14 protein-coding genes are annotated in these 14,719 nt (G+C 73.1%); 13 read left to right on the forward strand and 1 reads right to left on the reverse strand.

The window, feature by feature from the left end; translation table 11 throughout:
* Positions 1–131: 131 nt before the first annotated feature.
* From KLI87_RS21485 to KLI87_RS21530, 10 genes are all read left to right on the forward strand, one after another.
* Positions 132–1,874: a substrate-binding and VWA domain-containing protein gene (locus tag KLI87_RS21485; RefSeq protein ID WP_214618397.1), complete on the forward strand. Its 1,743-nt coding sequence runs from the start codon at positions 132–134 to the stop codon at positions 1,872–1,874.
* Positions 1,862–3,115, forward strand: a complete 1,254-nt coding sequence (locus KLI87_RS21490) for a sensor histidine kinase (RefSeq protein WP_156215707.1) — start codon at positions 1,862–1,864, stop codon at positions 3,113–3,115. Before KLI87_RS21485 ends, KLI87_RS21490 begins: the two co-directional genes overlap by 13 nt.
* Positions 3,112–3,837, forward strand: a complete 726-nt coding sequence (locus KLI87_RS21495; RefSeq protein ID WP_308166106.1) for a response regulator transcription factor — start codon at positions 3,112–3,114, stop codon at positions 3,835–3,837. The genes KLI87_RS21490 and KLI87_RS21495 overlap by 4 nt, the downstream gene beginning before the upstream one ends.
* A gap of 139 nt (positions 3,838–3,976) precedes the next feature.
* On the forward strand, positions 3,977–4,354 hold the full coding sequence (locus tag KLI87_RS21500; RefSeq protein ID WP_214618398.1) for a DUF3499 domain-containing protein: 378 nt from the start codon (positions 3,977–3,979) through the stop codon (positions 4,352–4,354).
* A gap of 93 nt (positions 4,355–4,447) precedes the next feature.
* Positions 4,448–5,803, forward strand: coding sequence for a phosphomannomutase/phosphoglucomutase (locus KLI87_RS21505; protein WP_214618399.1), 1,356 nt, complete (start codon positions 4,448–4,450; stop codon positions 5,801–5,803).
* Positions 5,804–5,811: 8 nt separating this feature from the next.
* The gene (locus KLI87_RS21510; RefSeq protein WP_156215708.1) at positions 5,812–5,994 is read left to right on the forward strand and encodes a Trm112 family protein; all 183 of its coding nucleotides are present in this window, start codon (positions 5,812–5,814) and stop codon (positions 5,992–5,994) included.
* On the forward strand, positions 5,991–7,133 hold the full coding sequence (locus tag KLI87_RS21515) for an SIS domain-containing protein (protein ID WP_308166107.1): 1,143 nt from the start codon (positions 5,991–5,993) through the stop codon (positions 7,131–7,133). Before KLI87_RS21510 ends, KLI87_RS21515 begins: the two co-directional genes overlap by 4 nt.
* Positions 7,134–8,102 carry a cation diffusion facilitator family transporter gene (locus KLI87_RS21520; RefSeq protein ID WP_214618400.1) on the forward strand — a complete coding sequence of 323 codons (969 nt, stop codon included), beginning with the start codon at positions 7,134–7,136 and terminating at the stop codon, positions 8,100–8,102. It abuts the gene before it with no gap.
* Positions 8,103–8,473: 371 nt separating this feature from the next.
* On the forward strand, positions 8,474–10,012 hold the full coding sequence (locus KLI87_RS41590) for a histidine kinase (protein ID WP_214618401.1): 1,539 nt from the start codon (positions 8,474–8,476) through the stop codon (positions 10,010–10,012).
* 12 nt (positions 10,013–10,024) lie between these two features.
* The gene (locus KLI87_RS21530; RefSeq protein WP_214618402.1) at positions 10,025–10,699 is read left to right on the forward strand and encodes a response regulator transcription factor; all 675 of its coding nucleotides are present in this window, start codon (positions 10,025–10,027) and stop codon (positions 10,697–10,699) included.
* On the opposite strand, the gene KLI87_RS21535 is transcribed toward KLI87_RS21530, so the two are convergent.
* The gene (locus KLI87_RS21535; protein ID WP_214618403.1) at positions 10,696–11,061 is read right to left on the reverse strand and encodes a MerR family transcriptional regulator; all 366 of its coding nucleotides are present in this window, start codon (positions 11,059–11,061) and stop codon (positions 10,696–10,698) included. The genes KLI87_RS21530 and KLI87_RS21535 overlap by 4 nt on opposite strands.
* Before the next feature lie 123 nt (positions 11,062–11,184).
* On the opposite strand from KLI87_RS21535, the gene ahcY (KLI87_RS21540) reads away from it, so the two are divergent.
* The 3 genes from ahcY (KLI87_RS21540) to KLI87_RS21550 all read left to right on the forward strand — a co-directional run bounded on the left by ahcY (KLI87_RS21540) (position 11,185) and on the right by KLI87_RS21550 (position 14,698).
* Positions 11,185–12,615 carry an adenosylhomocysteinase gene (gene ahcY, locus KLI87_RS21540; RefSeq protein WP_156215711.1) on the forward strand — a complete coding sequence of 477 codons (1,431 nt, stop codon included), beginning with the start codon at positions 11,185–11,187 and terminating at the stop codon, positions 12,613–12,615.
* Positions 12,616–12,868: 253 nt separating this feature from the next.
* Positions 12,869–14,125 (forward strand): adenosylhomocysteinase, encoded by a 1,257-nt coding sequence (ahcY, locus tag KLI87_RS21545; protein WP_156215712.1) that lies wholly within the window; start codon positions 12,869–12,871, stop codon positions 14,123–14,125.
* Between the two features lie 6 nt (positions 14,126–14,131).
* Complete coding sequence (locus KLI87_RS21550; RefSeq protein ID WP_214618404.1) at positions 14,132–14,698, forward strand: hypothetical protein; 567 nt, start codon at positions 14,132–14,134, stop codon at positions 14,696–14,698.
* The last annotated feature ends 21 nt before the right edge of the window (positions 14,699–14,719 follow it).

Genomic DNA, 14,719 nt, shown 5'->3' on the forward strand with positions numbered 1-14,719 from the left:
AATCCCGGTCCGGAACTCCCCCATAAAAGGACGCCTTTATGTGGTTGTGTAGTTAAAAGAGTGGTTACAGTGGCGTGGCGCGGTCGCCTCCGGGCCCGCGCGGCCGAGGGTGCATGAAGGGCCGACTACCCGTGCTTCCACCGTCCTCCGACTCCCAGGCGCGCACCCGGCGCAGCCGGGACCGGCTCACGGTCGCCGCCGCCGTCGCCCTGATCACCGGGCTGGTGCTCGGCGGCGGGGGCTGGGCGCTGGCGATGCGCGGCACCGGCTGCGACGGCCCCGGCCAGTGGCTCTCGGTCACGGCCGACCCGGCCCTCGCGCCCGCCGCGCTCGCGGCCGCCGACCGCTTCAACGCCGCCCGCCGGGAGGCCGGGGACTGCGCGGCGGTGAAGGTCGCCGCCGCCGACTCCGGGGAGATCGCCGGGGTCTTCCGCGACGGGCGCGGCACGCCGGACGTGTGGATCCCCGACTCCTCGCTGTGGCCCGACCTCGTCGGGCGGGTGCGCGCGGGAGGGGCCCCGTCCGTGGCGTCCTCCCCGGTCGTGTTCGCGATGCCCAACGTCCCGGCGAACCGGCACCACCGGGAGCTGGAGCGCCGCTCGTGGGGCGCGTTCCTGCCGGAGGGGGGCGGGATGTCCGCCGACGCCGCGTTCCGGCTCCAGTTGCCCGACCCCGCGCGGACGGGCACGGGCATGGCCGCGCTGCTCGCCCTCCAGGCGTCCTCGGGCGCGGGCCGGGGCGCCCTGGACCGGTTCACCACCATGCTGAGGACGGCCAAGACCCTCCCCCACGGCAAGGGCGTGGACGCGGTGTTCGACGACGGCGACACCTCGGTCGTCGCGGTCTCCGAGCAGGTCGTCTGGCGGCACAACCGGTCCGCCAAGGACGCGGGGCGGCGCGTCGCGACCATCTACCCCTCGGCGGGGACGCCCTACCTGGACTTCCCCTTCGTCGTCACCACCGCCGACGCGGGGCGCAAGCGCGTCGCGGAGCGGTTCCTCGCCGAGCTGCGCACCGCGACATCCGTGGCGGACCTGCGGCAGGTCGGGCTGCGCGGCTCCGGGCCCGCGAGCGGCTCCGCCAACGCCGCGCCCATGGCGGCCACCGAACCGATCGGCGGCACGCGGACGAGCCGCGACGCGCCCCGCGCGCTGCCGGTGGCGCGTCCGGGCGCGGCGGCCGAGATCCAGGAGATCTGGCGCAAACTCGGTCAGGGGCTCAACGTCCTCGCCCTGGTCGACCCGTCCGGGATGGCGACCGCGCCCATGCCGCCGAGCGGCGGCCGCAAGCGGGGACGGTCCGAGGGGACGCGGCTCGACGCGATGCGGAAGGCGCTGTCCACCGGCTTCACCCTCGTCCCGGACGACTCGTCCTTCGGGCTGTGGACGCTCTCCGGCTCCACCAGGGCCGCCCCGTACCGCGAGGTGCTGCCCATGCGGGAGCTGGGCGCCCGCACGCCGGACGCGCTCAACCAGCGCCTCCGACTCCAGGAGGCCATCGCGGGCGTTCGCCCGCGTTCCGGTCGGCGACCCGGCCTGTTCGACGCCATCGACTCGGCCTATTCCGAAGTGGAGCGCAACTACCGAAGCAACGAACTCAACGTCGTGCTCGTTCTCACCGCTGGAGGCCCACGCGGCGAGGAACGGAAGGAGGTCGAGCGGACGGTGCGACGCCTGCGCGGCGCCTTCGACGAGCGGCGGCCGGTGAGCGTCGTGGTCCTCGGCTTCGGCGCGGGCGCCGACCCGGCGCTGCGCCGGGTCGCGGCCGTCACCGACGGCGGCACCTACAAGATCGACAACCCGGGAACGGTGATGCGGCTCTTCCTGCGCACGGACCAGCTCCGCGTCTGCGACCACCCGCGATGTCCGGACTGATCACGCTCGCGCGGCCGGACGAGCGGTCGGTGCGGACCCGCCTCGCGGTGACGTTCCGCCTGCTCCTCCTGCTGCGCGGCCTGCTGCTCGCGATGGCGGTCGTGCTGCTCGCCGACGACCCCGGCCCCCGCCTCGGCCTCGGGCTGGTGGTGCTGGGCGCGGAGACCGTGATCGCCAGTGCGGCGTGGCGCCGGGTGCTGCCCGCCGTCCAGCGGATGCCGCCGCTGTGCTGCCTGGACGCGCTGCTGGTGTTCGCCGTCCTCGCCGAGGGCGGCGTGTTCGGGCCGTTCTTCCTGTTCACGGTGATGACGGCCGCGATCGCGGGTGTCCTTTACACCTGGGGCCCGGTGCTGCTGGTCTGCGTCACGCAGATCGCGCTGTCGTTCGTCGCGATGGCCGCCGCCGCGCCCGCCGACCGGCACTCCCCGGGCCTGCTCATCGCGCTGCCCGTCTTCTACCCGCTCGCCGCCTGCGCCGGGGTCGCGCTGCGGACGCTGTTCGACCAGTACGCCGAGTCCGAGGCCGTCCGCCGCCGCGCCGAGGCCGCCGTCGCCGCGGCCGACGAGCGCACCCGGCTCGCCCGCGAGATGCACGACTCGCTCGCCAAGACGCTCCAGGGCCTCACGATGTCGGTGGCGACCCTGCCGCACTGGATCCGCAACAGCCCCGACCGGGCCGAACGCGACGCCCAGGACATCCTCGCCGCGCTCCAGGTCGCCGCCCGCGAGGCCCGCGGGCTGATCGCCGACCTGCGCGAGGACGCCTACGGGATGCCGCTGCCCTCCGCCGTCCTGCACGTCGCCGCCGGGTGGAGCCACGCGAGCGCCGTCCCGTCCAGCGTCGAGACGCAGGGCTGGTTCGCCGACGACATCCCGGTCGCGGTCCGCTACGAGATCATCTCCGTGCTGAAGGAGGCGCTGACCAACGTGGAACGCCACGCCCGCGCGGGCCAGGTGGACATCCGGCTGCTCTCGTCCGCCGACGCGCTGCACCTGACCGTCCGCGACGACGGCGCCGGGTTCGCCCCGCCCGCCGGAGGACGGCTCGACCTGCTCGCCCGCGAGGGCCACTACGGGCTGGTCGGCATGGCGGAGCGGGCCCGCAGGATCGGCGGGCGGCTCGCCCTGCGCTCCGACCCCGGCGGCGGCACGACCGTCACGATCGTCGTCCCGCACGTCCCCGGAGCGGGCCACTGGAGCGACGCGCCAGACGTCTCGGGCACCGAGCGGCGCGCATCGTGAGCGCCCCGGTGGGAACGCGCGTGCGGGCGCTGGTGGTCGATGACAACCCGGTGGTCCGCGCGGGCCTCGCGACGCTCCTGGAGGCCGGGGACGTCGACGTGGTCGGCCAGGCCGTCGACGGCGCGCACGCGCTGGAGCAGGCCGAGCGGCTGCGCCCCGACATCGTGCTGCTGGACGTGCGGATGCCCGGCGTGGACGGCGTCACCGCCGCCGGGCCGCTCAGCGCCCTGGCGAAGGTGCTCATGCTGTCCTACGACACCGACTCCGACGTGATCGGCCAGGCCATCCGCAACGGCGCGGCCGGCTACCTGGTGCACGGCGCGTTCGACGTGGACGAGCTGCTCACCGCCGTCCACGACACCGTCGCGGGCCGCGCCTGCCCCCTGTCGCCCCCGGCCTCCCGGGCCGTGGTCGAGGCGCTGCGCCGCGGCGAGGCCCCGCCGCAGCCCGCCCCGCCGCCTACCCCGCCCGCGCCCACCGCTCCGCCTGTCGCCCTGCCCGCCGTCCTGCCCGCCGCTCCGCCCGCCGACGCGTGCGGGCTGTCGCCGCGCGAGGCGGAGGTGATGGACCTGATCGCCCAGGGCCACTCCAACGGCGAGATCGCCGCGCGGCTCGTCGTGTCCGAGTACACGGTCAAGAACCACGTGAACCGCATCTTCGCGAAGCTCGGCGTCCGCACCCGGGGCGCCGCGATGGCCCGCTGGCTCGGCACCGCGCGCTGACCGGCGGGCGCCCCGGTCGGCACGGTGAGGCCCGGCGGGCTCACGGTATGTAGTTGTTACCCCGGAAATCGACCGGTAACGGCGACACGTGCGGCGGGGTGGTGGCGGACGCGCCGGAGGGGAGGTACCGTCGGCCATCGTGAGCCCCGTCCGCACTTGCTCCCGCACCGCCTGCAAGGCGCCAGCAGTCTTCACGCTCACGTACGTCTACCGTGACTCCACCGCGGTCCTGGGGCCGCTCGCCACGTACGCCGAGCCCCACTGCTACGACCTGTGCGCGGAGCATTCCGAGCGGCTCACCGCCCCGATGGGGTGGGAGCTGGTGCGCCTCCCCGTCGAGGAGGAGAGCGAGCCCAGCGCCGACGACCTGGAGGCCCTCGCCGACGCCGTCCGCGAGGCCGCGCGGCCCGCGCCGGGCCCCGGGCAGGAGCCCGTCGGCCAGGGCACCGAGGTCGGCCGCCGCGGGCACCTGCGGGTGCTGCGCTCCGAGCCCGCGGGCACGCAGCCGCAGGAGTGAACCCCCAAGCCGGAGGCGGGGCGGGTGACGCCCGCCTTTCCCGGTAGGCTCGGGAAAATCCCCCTCGCGACAACACTCGGACAGGGAGCAGGAGTGGGCGACCTCGCCAAGATCTTCAAGGCGTATGACATCCGGGGCGTCGTACCCGACGAACTGGACGCCGAGACCGCCGAGGCGATCGGCGCGGCCTTCGTCCGCGTGACGGGGGCGGACTCCGTCGTCACCGCCCACGACATGCGGGCCTCCTCGGTGCCGCTCGCCGAGGCGTTCGCGCGCGGCGCGACGTCCCAGGGCGCGGACGTGGTCGAGGCCGGGCTCGGCTCCACCGACCTCCTCTACTACGCCAGCGGCAGCCTCGAACTGCCCGGCGCGATGTTCACCGCGAGCCACAACCCGGCGAAGTACAACGGGCTGAAGCTGTGCCGCTCCGGCGCGCGCCCGGTCGGCCGCGACACCGGCCTCACCGAGATCCGCGAACTGGTGGAGAAGGGCGTGCCCGCCCACGACGGCCCCGCCGGGACGGTGACGCGCCGCGACCTCCTCCAGGGCTACGCCGACCACCTCAAGACCCTCGTCGACCTGTCGGGGATCCGCCCGCTCAAGGTGGTCGTGGACGCGGGCAACGGCATGGGCGGCCACACCGTCCCGTCGGTGTTCGCGGGCCTGCCGATCGACCTCGTGCCGCTCTACTTCGAGCTGGACGGCACCTTCCCCAACCACGAGGCCAACCCGATCGAGCCCGCGAACCTCCGCGACCTCCAGGCGAAGGTCCGCGAGGTCGGCGCCGACCTCGGGCTCGCCTTCGACGGCGACGCCGACCGCTGCTTCGCGGTGGACGAGCGCGGCGAGATCGTCTCCCCGTCCGCGATCACCGCGCTGGTCGCGACCCGGGAGCTGGCCAAGCACCCCGGCTCCTCGATCGTGCACAACCTGATCACCTCGAAGGCCGTGCCCGAGATCGTCGCCGAGAGCGGCGGCACCCCGGTGCGGACGCGCGTCGGCCACTCCTTCATCAAGCAGACGATGGCCGAGACCGGCGCGGTGTTCGGCGGCGAGCACTCGGCGCACTTCTACTTCCGCGACTTCTGGTTCGCCGACTCGGGGATGCTCGCGGCGCTGCACGTCCTCGCCGCGCTCGGCGGGCAGGACGCCCCGCTGTCGGAGCTGCTCGGCGAGTACACGCGCTACGCCGCGTCCGGCGAGATCAACAGCGAGGTCGCCGACCAGGCGGCCGCCACCGGCCGCGTGCGCGCCGCGTTCGCCGCGCGACCGGGAGTTACCATTGACGAACTCGACGGCCTCACCGTCGCGGACGAGTCGCAGGGGTGGTGGTTCAACCTGCGGCCGTCCAACACCGAACCGCTGCTCCGGCTGAACGCCGAGGCGGCCGACGACCGGGCCGTGACGGCCATCCGCGACGAGGTGCTGGCCATCGTGAGGGAGAAGTGACGCCGCACATGAGCATGAAGATCGACTCCTGGCTGCTGGAGATCCTCGCCTGCCCGAACTGCGGCGGCGGCCTGCGCGCCGACGAGGACGCGGCCGAGCTGGTGTGCACCGGCTCGTGCGGCTACGCCTACCCGGTCCGCGACGACATCCCCGTCCTCCTCGTCGACGAGGCGCGGACGCCCGCACCGTGAACCCCGGCCGACTGGAGGAGGCCGAAAAGATCGAGGCCGCCGACCCCGGCGGCATGCTGCGGCAGGTGGCCTCCTCGGCCGCGCAGGTGCGGGAGGCGCGCCGCGCGGCGGCGGAGGCGGGCGTCGACGGCCTCGCCGAGGACGGGCGCCCCCGCGCGATCGTCGTCGCCGGCATGGGCGGCTCGGGCATCTCCGGGGACGTGCTGGCCGCCGTGTGCGGCATCGGCTGCCCCGTCCCGATGACGACCGTGCGCGGCTACCGGCTGCCCGGCTGGGTGGGCGCCGCCGACCTCGTCATCGCCGTGTCGTGCTCGGGCGAGACCGAGGAGACCCTCGCGCTCGCCGCCGAGGCCGCCCGGCGCGGCTGCCGCCTGCTGTTCGTCGGCGCGGGCGGCTCGCCGCTCGCCGACCTGGCCGAGCAGACCCGCGCGCTGTTCGTCCCCGTCCGCTCGGTGGGGCAGCCGCGCTCCACACTGTGGGGGCTGACGGTCCCGCTGCTGCTCGCGGCCCGCTCGCTCGGCCTCACCGACCTCCCCGACGCGGTGCTGGAGTCCACCGCGACCCTGCTGGAGGACGTCGCGCACCGCTGCCGCCCGGCGAGCGAGCCGTTCGTCAACCCCGCCAAGCGGGTCGCGCTCGACCTCGCGGGCGACGTGCCGCTGGTGTGGGGCTCCTCCGCGCTCGCGGGCGCCGCCGCCCACCGGCTGACCTGCCAGCTCAACGAGAACGCGAAGTACCCGGCGGTCTTCGGCGAGATCCCCGAGGCCGACCACAACCAGGTGATGGCCTTCGACGGCTTCTTCGCCCGCACCGCGTCCTCGCCCGAGCCCGGCTCGCTCGACCCCGAGGACTTCTTCCGCGACCGCTCCGACGATCCCGAGCACGGCCTGCACCTGGTCATGCTGAGCGACATCGACGAGCATCCGCAGGTGCGCAAGCGGCGCGAGGCGTCGGTCGCGATGGCGCGCGACCGGGGCGTCGCGGTCACCGAGCTGGGCGCCGAGGGCGCCCATCCGCTGGAGCGGATCGCGTCGCTGATCGCGCTCGGGGACTATGTCACGGTTTACTTGGCCATCGCCCTGGGCGTCGACCCCACACCGGTGCCCGCCATTCAAGAGCTCAAAGCGAGGATTGCGTAGATGAGTGCTGAGGGTGGAACGAAGGCCATCATCGCCGCGCTGGCCGCCAACCTCGGGATCGCCGCGTCGAAGTTCGTCGCGTTCGTGTTCACGGGTTCGTCGTCGATGCTCGCCGAGTCGATCCACTCGGTCGCCGACTCGGGGAACCAGGCACTGCTGCTGCTCGGCCGCAAGCGGTCCGAGCGCGACCGGACCCCCAAGCATCCGTTCGGCTACGGACGGGAACGCTACTTCTACGCGTTCCTCGTGGCGGTCGTCCTGTTCACCGTCGGCTCGGCGTTCTCGCTGTACGAGGGGTACCACAAGGTGTCCCACCCCGAGGAGGTGAAGTCGCCGGCGTGGGCGTTCGCCGTCCTGATCATCGCGATCGGGCTGGAGGGCTTCTCGTTCCGCACGGCGATCAAGGAGTCGAACGCGCTGCGCGGCGACAAGTCGTGGTGGGCGTTCATCCGCCGCGCCAAGGCGCCCGAGCTGCCCGTCGTCCTGCTGGAGGACCTCGCCGCGCTCGTCGGCCTCGTCCTCGCGCTGGCCGGCGTGTCGATGGCCGTGGCCACCGGCGACGGGGTCTGGGACGGTGTGGGCACCGTCGCGATCGGCGTGCTGCTCGCCGTGGTCGCGACGATCCTTTCGATCGAGACCAAGAGCCTGCTGATCGGCGAGGGCGCCGACCCCGAGCAGCAGAAGCGGATCGTCGCGGCGCTGGAGTCGGTCGACGAGGTCGACCACGTCATCCACATGCGGACCGAGTACGTCGGCCCCGAGGAGCTGCTGATCGCCGCGAAGATCGCCGTCTACCACGACGACACGGCGGCGGAGGTCGCGCGCGGCATCGACGCCGCCGAGGCGAAGGTCCGGTCGCTGATCCCGGAGGCGCAGCTCATCTACCTGGAGCCCGCGCTCGACGAGGCGTACCGCAAGAACGCCGCCCCATCGGGGAACGCCTCGTCGGAGAGTCCCACGTCCTCCTGACGGAGGCGCGGCGGACGTTCGCACGGGATCCCTCGCCGGGCGGCCGACGACGTGCCGGTCGACCCCAGCCCAGGCAAGACCGGCGAGTGCCTCCGGGGAGGCGGTACCACGGCCGTCCGGCGAGGTGCTTCCCATGCTCCCCGCCCGGACCCCTGAGCCGGGCGGTTCTGGTGTGACCGCGGCAGCCCCACCGAACCCCCTACGTCGGTGCGGCCGCCTTCGCGGTCACGATTAAGACACTACGTTCGCGCTGGTCCCTCGGGCGTCCGCCAAAAGGAGGGAAACCGGGTCGTCCTCCAGGGGGATCCCGCCTCCTCGCATAGCCCCGCATGGTGAGGTGACCTCCTCCACCCAGCGGTCAGTATGGAGGGGTGACCAGCGACGACCACACCGACAAGGCCCGGCCGGCGCCCGATCCCGCGGGGTTCGGCCCCGCCATCGCGCATCACGCGTGGCGGCTGTCCGGCCGGATCGTGGCGGGCGTGGGGCAGCTCCTCCTGTGGATCCTCACCGGACTCGGCAGGCTCCTGCGCCCGGCGGCGGCCCGCCTCACCGGCCGCCTGACGGGCGCCTCGCGCCCCGCGCCCGGCGGCGGGGCCACCGCGCCGCTGCCCCGGTGGCTCGACGCCTGGGGCGAGATCACCGGCTCCTGGTACTTCGCGCCGCTGACCGGCCTCGCCCTCACCATCGCCGCGCTGGCGGAGCTGGCGCCGAGCGCCGGCACGCCGCTGAGCCTCGCGGGCGGGTTCGCGGTCGCCTCGACTCTCCCGCTCGTCTGGCGCCGCGAGTACCTGCGCCCGGTGGCGGCGGTGGCGCTCGGCGCGTTCGCCGCCGGGCTGCTCACCGGGCAGGTACTGCTGATCACCACGACGTTCGGCGCGCTCTACACGCTGTTCGCGCTCGGTCGGCAGCTGCCCCGGCAGTCGGCGGGCGTCCTCGCGGTGGGCTCGGTCGCGACCGTCGCCGTCGTGTACGTCGCGACCTCGACGCTGGACGACGTGCCCTGGCCGGCGCCGATCGTCGCCGTGCTCGCCGCGATCGGCCTCGGCGACGCGCGCCGCGTCGTGGAGACCGCCGGGCGCACCGAGGCCGAGGCCGAGGAGCGCACCAACGAGACCCTCACCCGGCTGATCGCCGTCCAGCGGGAGCAGGCGGTGATGCGCGAGCGCGCCAGCATCGCCCGCGAGCTGCACGACGTCGTCGCGCACTCCGTCTCCATGATCGCGGTGCAGGCGGAGACCGCCCCCTACACGATGCAGGACCTCTCGCCCGAGGCCCGCGCCGGCTACACCGAGATCGCCAAGACGGCGCGGGAGGCGCTGGTGGAGATGCGGCGGCTGCTCAGCGTGCTGCGCGCCGACGCCAAGCCCGAGCCCGACGCGGTCACCACCCCGCAGCCCCGGCTGGACCGGCTGCCCGACCTGATCGACCAGCACCGCGGCGCGGGCGGCGCCGTCGACCTCGCCGTGCACGGCGACCCGCGCACGCTGTCGACGACCGTGGAGCTGTCGGCGTACCGGATCGTCCAGGAGGCGCTGACGAACGCGCGCCGCCACGCGCCCGGCGCCGGCGTCCACGTCGACCTGACGTTCCTGCCGGACCGGCTGGCCGTCCGGGTCCGCGACGACGGCGCGTCCGCGCGGACGATGGTCCTGCCCCCCGGCATCGCCGGGACGCCCGGCGATGATCCAGCGGGACCGACCCGGTTCGACACCACGTCAGGGCCGATCTCCGAACCCGCGCCCGAGTCCGGTGGCGGACATGGCCTCGTCGGCATGCGCGAACGTGCGACCATGCTGGGCGGACGGTTCTCCGCCGGGCCCGCCACCGAGGGCGGGTTCCTGGTGGAGGCCGAGCTTCCGCTCAACAGGGAGGAGTCGGCCGATGGGGGACGACGCGCGCGCGGGTAGGGACCGGCTGCGGTGATCAAGGTGATGATCGTCGACGACCAGACGATCGTGCGGGCGGGGTTCGCCGCGCTGCTCGCCTCCCAGGACGACATCACCGTCGTCGGCGAGGCCGGCGACGGGCGCGAGGCGGTCCGGCTGGCCGAGCGGGGCCGCCCCGACGTGGTCGTCATGGACATCCGGATGCCCGGCATGGACGGCATCGAGGCCACCCGCCGCATCCTCGCGCTGCCCGGCGCCGAGAACGTGCGGGTCCTGGTGCTGACCACCTTCGACGTCGACGAGTACGTCTACGAGGCGCTCGCCGTCGGCGCCAGCGGCTTCCTGCTGAAGGACGCGACCGCCGAGGAGCTGGTCGCGGCCGTGCACATCGTGGCGCGCGGCGACTCGCTGCTCGCCCCGCAGGTCACCGGGCGGCTCATCCGCGAGTTCACCAAGCAGCGGCGCGGCCGTCCGCAGGCGCCCTCGGAGCTGTCCACGCTGACCGCCCGGGAGAGCGAGGTCCTCGTGCTCATCGCGGGCGGCCTGTCCAACGGCGAGATCGCGCAGCGGCTGGTGGTGAGCGAGCACACCGTCAAGACCCACGTGGCCCGCGTGTTCACCAAGCTCGGCCTCCGCGACCGCGCCCAGGCCGTCATGCTCGCCTACGAGTCCGGCGTGGTCGTCCCCGGCGAGTCCGCCGCCGGCTAGCGGCGGCGGAGCAGGCGCAGCGCCTTCTCCTTCTCGAAGTCGAGCGCGCGGGTGGGCGGCGCCGAGAGCCGTCCGATGCGCTCGCCCAGCTCGCGGACGTGCGCCTGCACCTGCGGCTCGGCCAGCACCCGCAGCCCGAACGCCAGCTCCGCCGGGCCGATGTCGTAGCGCTTCTCCAGCGCCAGGGCGAGCGCCACCGCGCGCAGCTCCGCGTCCCCGAACCGCCGGTGCCCGTTCGCGCGCCGGACACCCCCGCCCGGCAGCGAAGACTCCCGGGTCGTGGGCAGCAGCCCGAGCGTCTCCCGGTAGCGGAGCATGCGGGGCGAGGTACCGAGCCGCCGGGCGGCCTCCGTGATGCGCATGAGTCGATTCTGACAAATTTGTGTCAGGAAGTCGCCCCCGACGATGCCGAACCGGCTTCGCCCGCCATAGACTCGCGGCCGGACGCCAACACGGGCACACGCGGACCAAGGAGCAACGTAAGCATGGACTACAAGGTCGCCGACCTTTCGCTGGCCGACTTCGGGCGCCGGGAGATCCGGCTCGCCGAGCACGAGATGCCCGGCCTGATGGCCGTGCGCAACGAGTACTCCACCGCCCAGCCGCTGCGCGGCGCCAAGATCATGGGCTCCCTGCACATGACGATCCAGACGGCCGTGCTGATCGAGACCCTCGTGGAGCTCGGCGCCGACGTCCGCTGGGTGTCCTGCAACATCTTCTCCACCCAGGACCACGCCGCCGCGGCCATCGTCGTCGGCAAGGAGGGCACCGCCGAGAACCCGCAGGGCGTCCCGGTGTTCGCCTGGAAGGGCGAGACGCTCGACGAGTACTGGTGGTGCACCGACCAGGCCCTGCGCTGGCCCGACGGCTCCGGCCCCAACATGATCCTGGACGACGGCGGCGACGCGACCCTGCTCGTCCACAAGGGCGCCGAGTACGAGAAGGCCGGCGCCGTGCCGACCGCCTCCGAGGACGACCCCGAGGAGTGGGGCATCATCCTGGAGACCCTCCGCCGCACGATCGCCGAGAAGCCCGGCCGCTGGACCGCCACCGCCGCCGAGATCAAGGGCGTCACCGAGGAGACCACCACCGGCGTCCACCGCCTCTACGAGATGGCCAAGGCCGGCACGCTCGCCTTCCCGGCCATCAACGTCAACGACTCGGTCACCAAGTCGAAGTTCGACAACAAGTACGGCTGCCGCCACTCGGTCATCGACGGCCTCAACCGCGCCACCGACGTCCTCATCGGCGGCAAGGTCGCCGTCGTCTGCGGCTACGGCGACGTCGGCAAGGGCTGCGCCGACGCCCTCAAGGGCCAGGGCGCCCGCGTGATCGTCACCGAGATCGACCCGATCTGCGCGCTCCAGGCCGCCATGGACGGCTTCCAGGTCACCACCCTCGACGACGTCGTCGAGATCGCCGACATCTTCGTCACCACCACCGGCAACTTCAACATCATCACGGCCGCGCACATGGGCCGGATGAAGCACCAGGCGATCGTGTCCAACATCGGGCACTTCGACAACGAGATCGACATGGCCGGCCTCGCCAAGACCGACGGCATCGAGAAGATCGAGATCAAGCCGCAGGTCGCCGAGTGGCGCTTCCCCGACGGCCACTCCATCATCGTCCTCGCCGAGGGCCGCCTGATGAACCTCGGCTGCGCGACGGGCCACCCGTCCTTCGTCATGTCCAACTCCTTCACCAACCAGGTCATCGCGCAGATCGAGCTGTTCACCAAGACCGAGGAGTACCCGGTCGGCGTGTACGTCCTGCCGAAGCACCTCGACGAGAAGGTCGCCCGCCTGCACCTCGACGCCCTCGGCGTCAAGCTCACCGAACTCACCAAGGAGCAGGCCGCCTACATCGGCGTCCACGTGGAGGGCCCCTACAAGCCCGACCACTACCGGTACTGAGTTTCTTTGCATTGCCCTCGGCGTCGGGCGCAGAGCGCCCTCCTTCAACGGGCAATGCGCCGATCGCTAGCATCGCTCCGTCTCGCCTGGCGGCTCGCTTCGCGATCAGTTTCTTGCTTCGCTCGAAACTGGCTTCGCACGCGATCGGAGGGTTGGGGTCGTTGCGGGGCTGGGGCGGCGGCTGAGGTAGTTGCAGTGATTAACTGCCGGACGGGGGTTTCCCCGTCCGGCAGTTAGGGTTCGGAAGGGTTGTATGAGCGACGTCTCGGATGTGTCGCTTGCCTATCAGGGGGGCAAGCGGATCGAGTGGGCCGACCGGAGCATGCCCGTGTTGGGGCAGATCCGGGAGCGATTCGCTGCCGAGCGGCCGCTGGAGGGGTGGCGGGTGGCGGCGTGCATGCACGTCACCACCGAGACGGCGTGTCTGATCCGCACCTTGCAGGCGGGGGGCGCCAGTGTGGCGCTCGCCGCGTCCAATCCGCTCTCCACGCAGGACGATGTGGCCGCCGCCCTGGTGCAGGACGACGGCGCCGAGGTGTTCGCGCGGGCCGGGATCGACCGCGAGGGGTACTACGCCCATATCCACCAGGTGCTGGAGACCGGGCCCGATCTCGTCCTGGACGACGGCTGCGACCTCGTCAACACCCTGCACAGCGACCGGACGGATCTGCTCGGCACCGTCAAGGCGGGCTGCGAGCAGACGACGACGGGTGTCATCCGGCTGCACCAGATGGCGCGCGAGGGCGCGCTCAGGTTCCCCGTCGTCGCGGTGAACGACACCGACACCAAGCACATGTTCGACAACCGGTACGGGACGGGCCAGTCCACGCTGGACGGCATCATCCGGGCCACCAACACGCTTCTCGCGGGCAAGACCATCGTGATCGCGGGCTTCGGGTACTGCGGGCGGGGGCTCGCCGAGCGGGCGCGCGGGCTCGGCGCGCGCGTGGTGATCACCGAGATCGACCCGGTCAAGGCGCTGGACGCGGCGCTCCAGGGGTTCTCCGTCCAGCCGATGGCGCAGGCCGCGCCGGACGGGGACGTGTTCATCACCGTCACCGGCAACCGGGACGTGGTGAACGCCGAGCACCTCGCCTCGATGAAGGACGGCGCGATCCTCGCGAACTCCGGGCACTTCGACGTGGAGGTCGACGTCCGCGCGCTGGAGGAACTGGCCGTCGAGGTGCACCACGGCGTCCGTCCGCAGGCCGACGAGTACGTGCTGGCCGACGGCCGGCGGCTGGTGCTGCTGGCCGAGGGGCGGCTGGTCAACCTCGCGGCGGCCGAGGGGCACCCCGCCGCCGTCATGGACATGTCGTTCGCCGACCAGGCGCTGACCTGCGCGTGGCTGGCGACCGCGCACGAGAAGCTGGCCCCGGCCGTCCACGAGGTGCCGCAGGAGATCGACACCGAGGTCGCCCGGCTCAAGCTCGCGTCGATGTCGATCTCCATCGACCTGCTCACGCCCGAGCAGGAGGAGTACCTCCACTCGTGGCGGATGGGTTCCTGAGGGCCCATGCCGACCGGAGCCTACCTCCACCTGGAGGACGGTCTTGAGGAGCGCTTCCGATGCGCGCCGGGGCCCGGCGGCTGGCGCTACACCTCCGAGCGCTCCGACGGCGTCCGGACCGACCTCGTGGTCGACAGCCGGTGGCGGCAGATCCGGGTCGAGGTCGTCACCCCGTCGTGGTGGGTGCGCGGCGGCGTGACCGGGCCCGAGGTCGCCTGGGTGCGCGGGGACGCGGAGCACGGCGAGCGGGCGTCCGGGTTCCTGACCGACTCGCCCGGCTTCCTCGTCGCGATCGCCCATTCGCTCAGGGTCGCCGAGCAGGACGAGGCGGACGTCCGCCTCGTCCGTCTCTCCGGGCCCTCGCTGGCGGCGCTCACCGCGACCTGGCGGTGGCGGCTCGCGGGCACCTCGGCCTACCAGAGCGAGACCGAACCGCTTCCCGTCGCCGAGTACGAAATCACCGACCTGTCAACCGGAGAACGCACCGCGTTCCATCTGGCCGGGGACGTCGTGCTGGCCGCTCCGGGAATCGAGCTGACCGAACTGGAATCGGTTCCGAACTTCCTGGTCTAGCGGGCTGCCGGCCGCGCTGAA

The sequence above is a fragment of the Actinomadura sp. NEAU-AAG7 genome, from assembly GCF_018603865.1.
In the GTDB taxonomy this organism is placed as follows: domain Bacteria; phylum Actinomycetota; class Actinomycetes; order Streptosporangiales; family Streptosporangiaceae; genus Spirillospora; species Spirillospora litoris.

What these genes read in the sequence shown, in the direction of transcription:
- KLI87_RS21490 (WP_156215707.1), top strand. Translation starts at nt 1,862, where the DNA reads ATGTCCGGACTGATCACGCTCGCGCGGCCGGACGAGCGGTCGGTGCGG.
- KLI87_RS21550 (WP_214618404.1), top strand. Translation starts at nt 14,132, where the DNA reads ATGCCGACCGGAGCCTACCTCCACCTGGAGGACGGTCTTGAGGAGCGC.
- KLI87_RS21520 (WP_214618400.1), top strand. Translation starts at nt 7,134, where the DNA reads ATGAGTGCTGAGGGTGGAACGAAGGCCATCATCGCCGCGCTGGCCGCC.
- KLI87_RS21535 (WP_214618403.1), bottom strand. Translation starts at nt 11,061, where the DNA reads ATGCGCATCACGGAGGCCGCCCGGCGGCTCGGTACCTCGCCCCGCATG.
- KLI87_RS21510 (WP_156215708.1), top strand. Translation starts at nt 5,812, where the DNA reads ATGAGCATGAAGATCGACTCCTGGCTGCTGGAGATCCTCGCCTGCCCG.
- ahcY (WP_156215712.1), top strand. Translation starts at nt 12,869, where the DNA reads ATGAGCGACGTCTCGGATGTGTCGCTTGCCTATCAGGGGGGCAAGCGG.
- ahcY (WP_156215711.1), top strand. Translation starts at nt 11,185, where the DNA reads ATGGACTACAAGGTCGCCGACCTTTCGCTGGCCGACTTCGGGCGCCGG.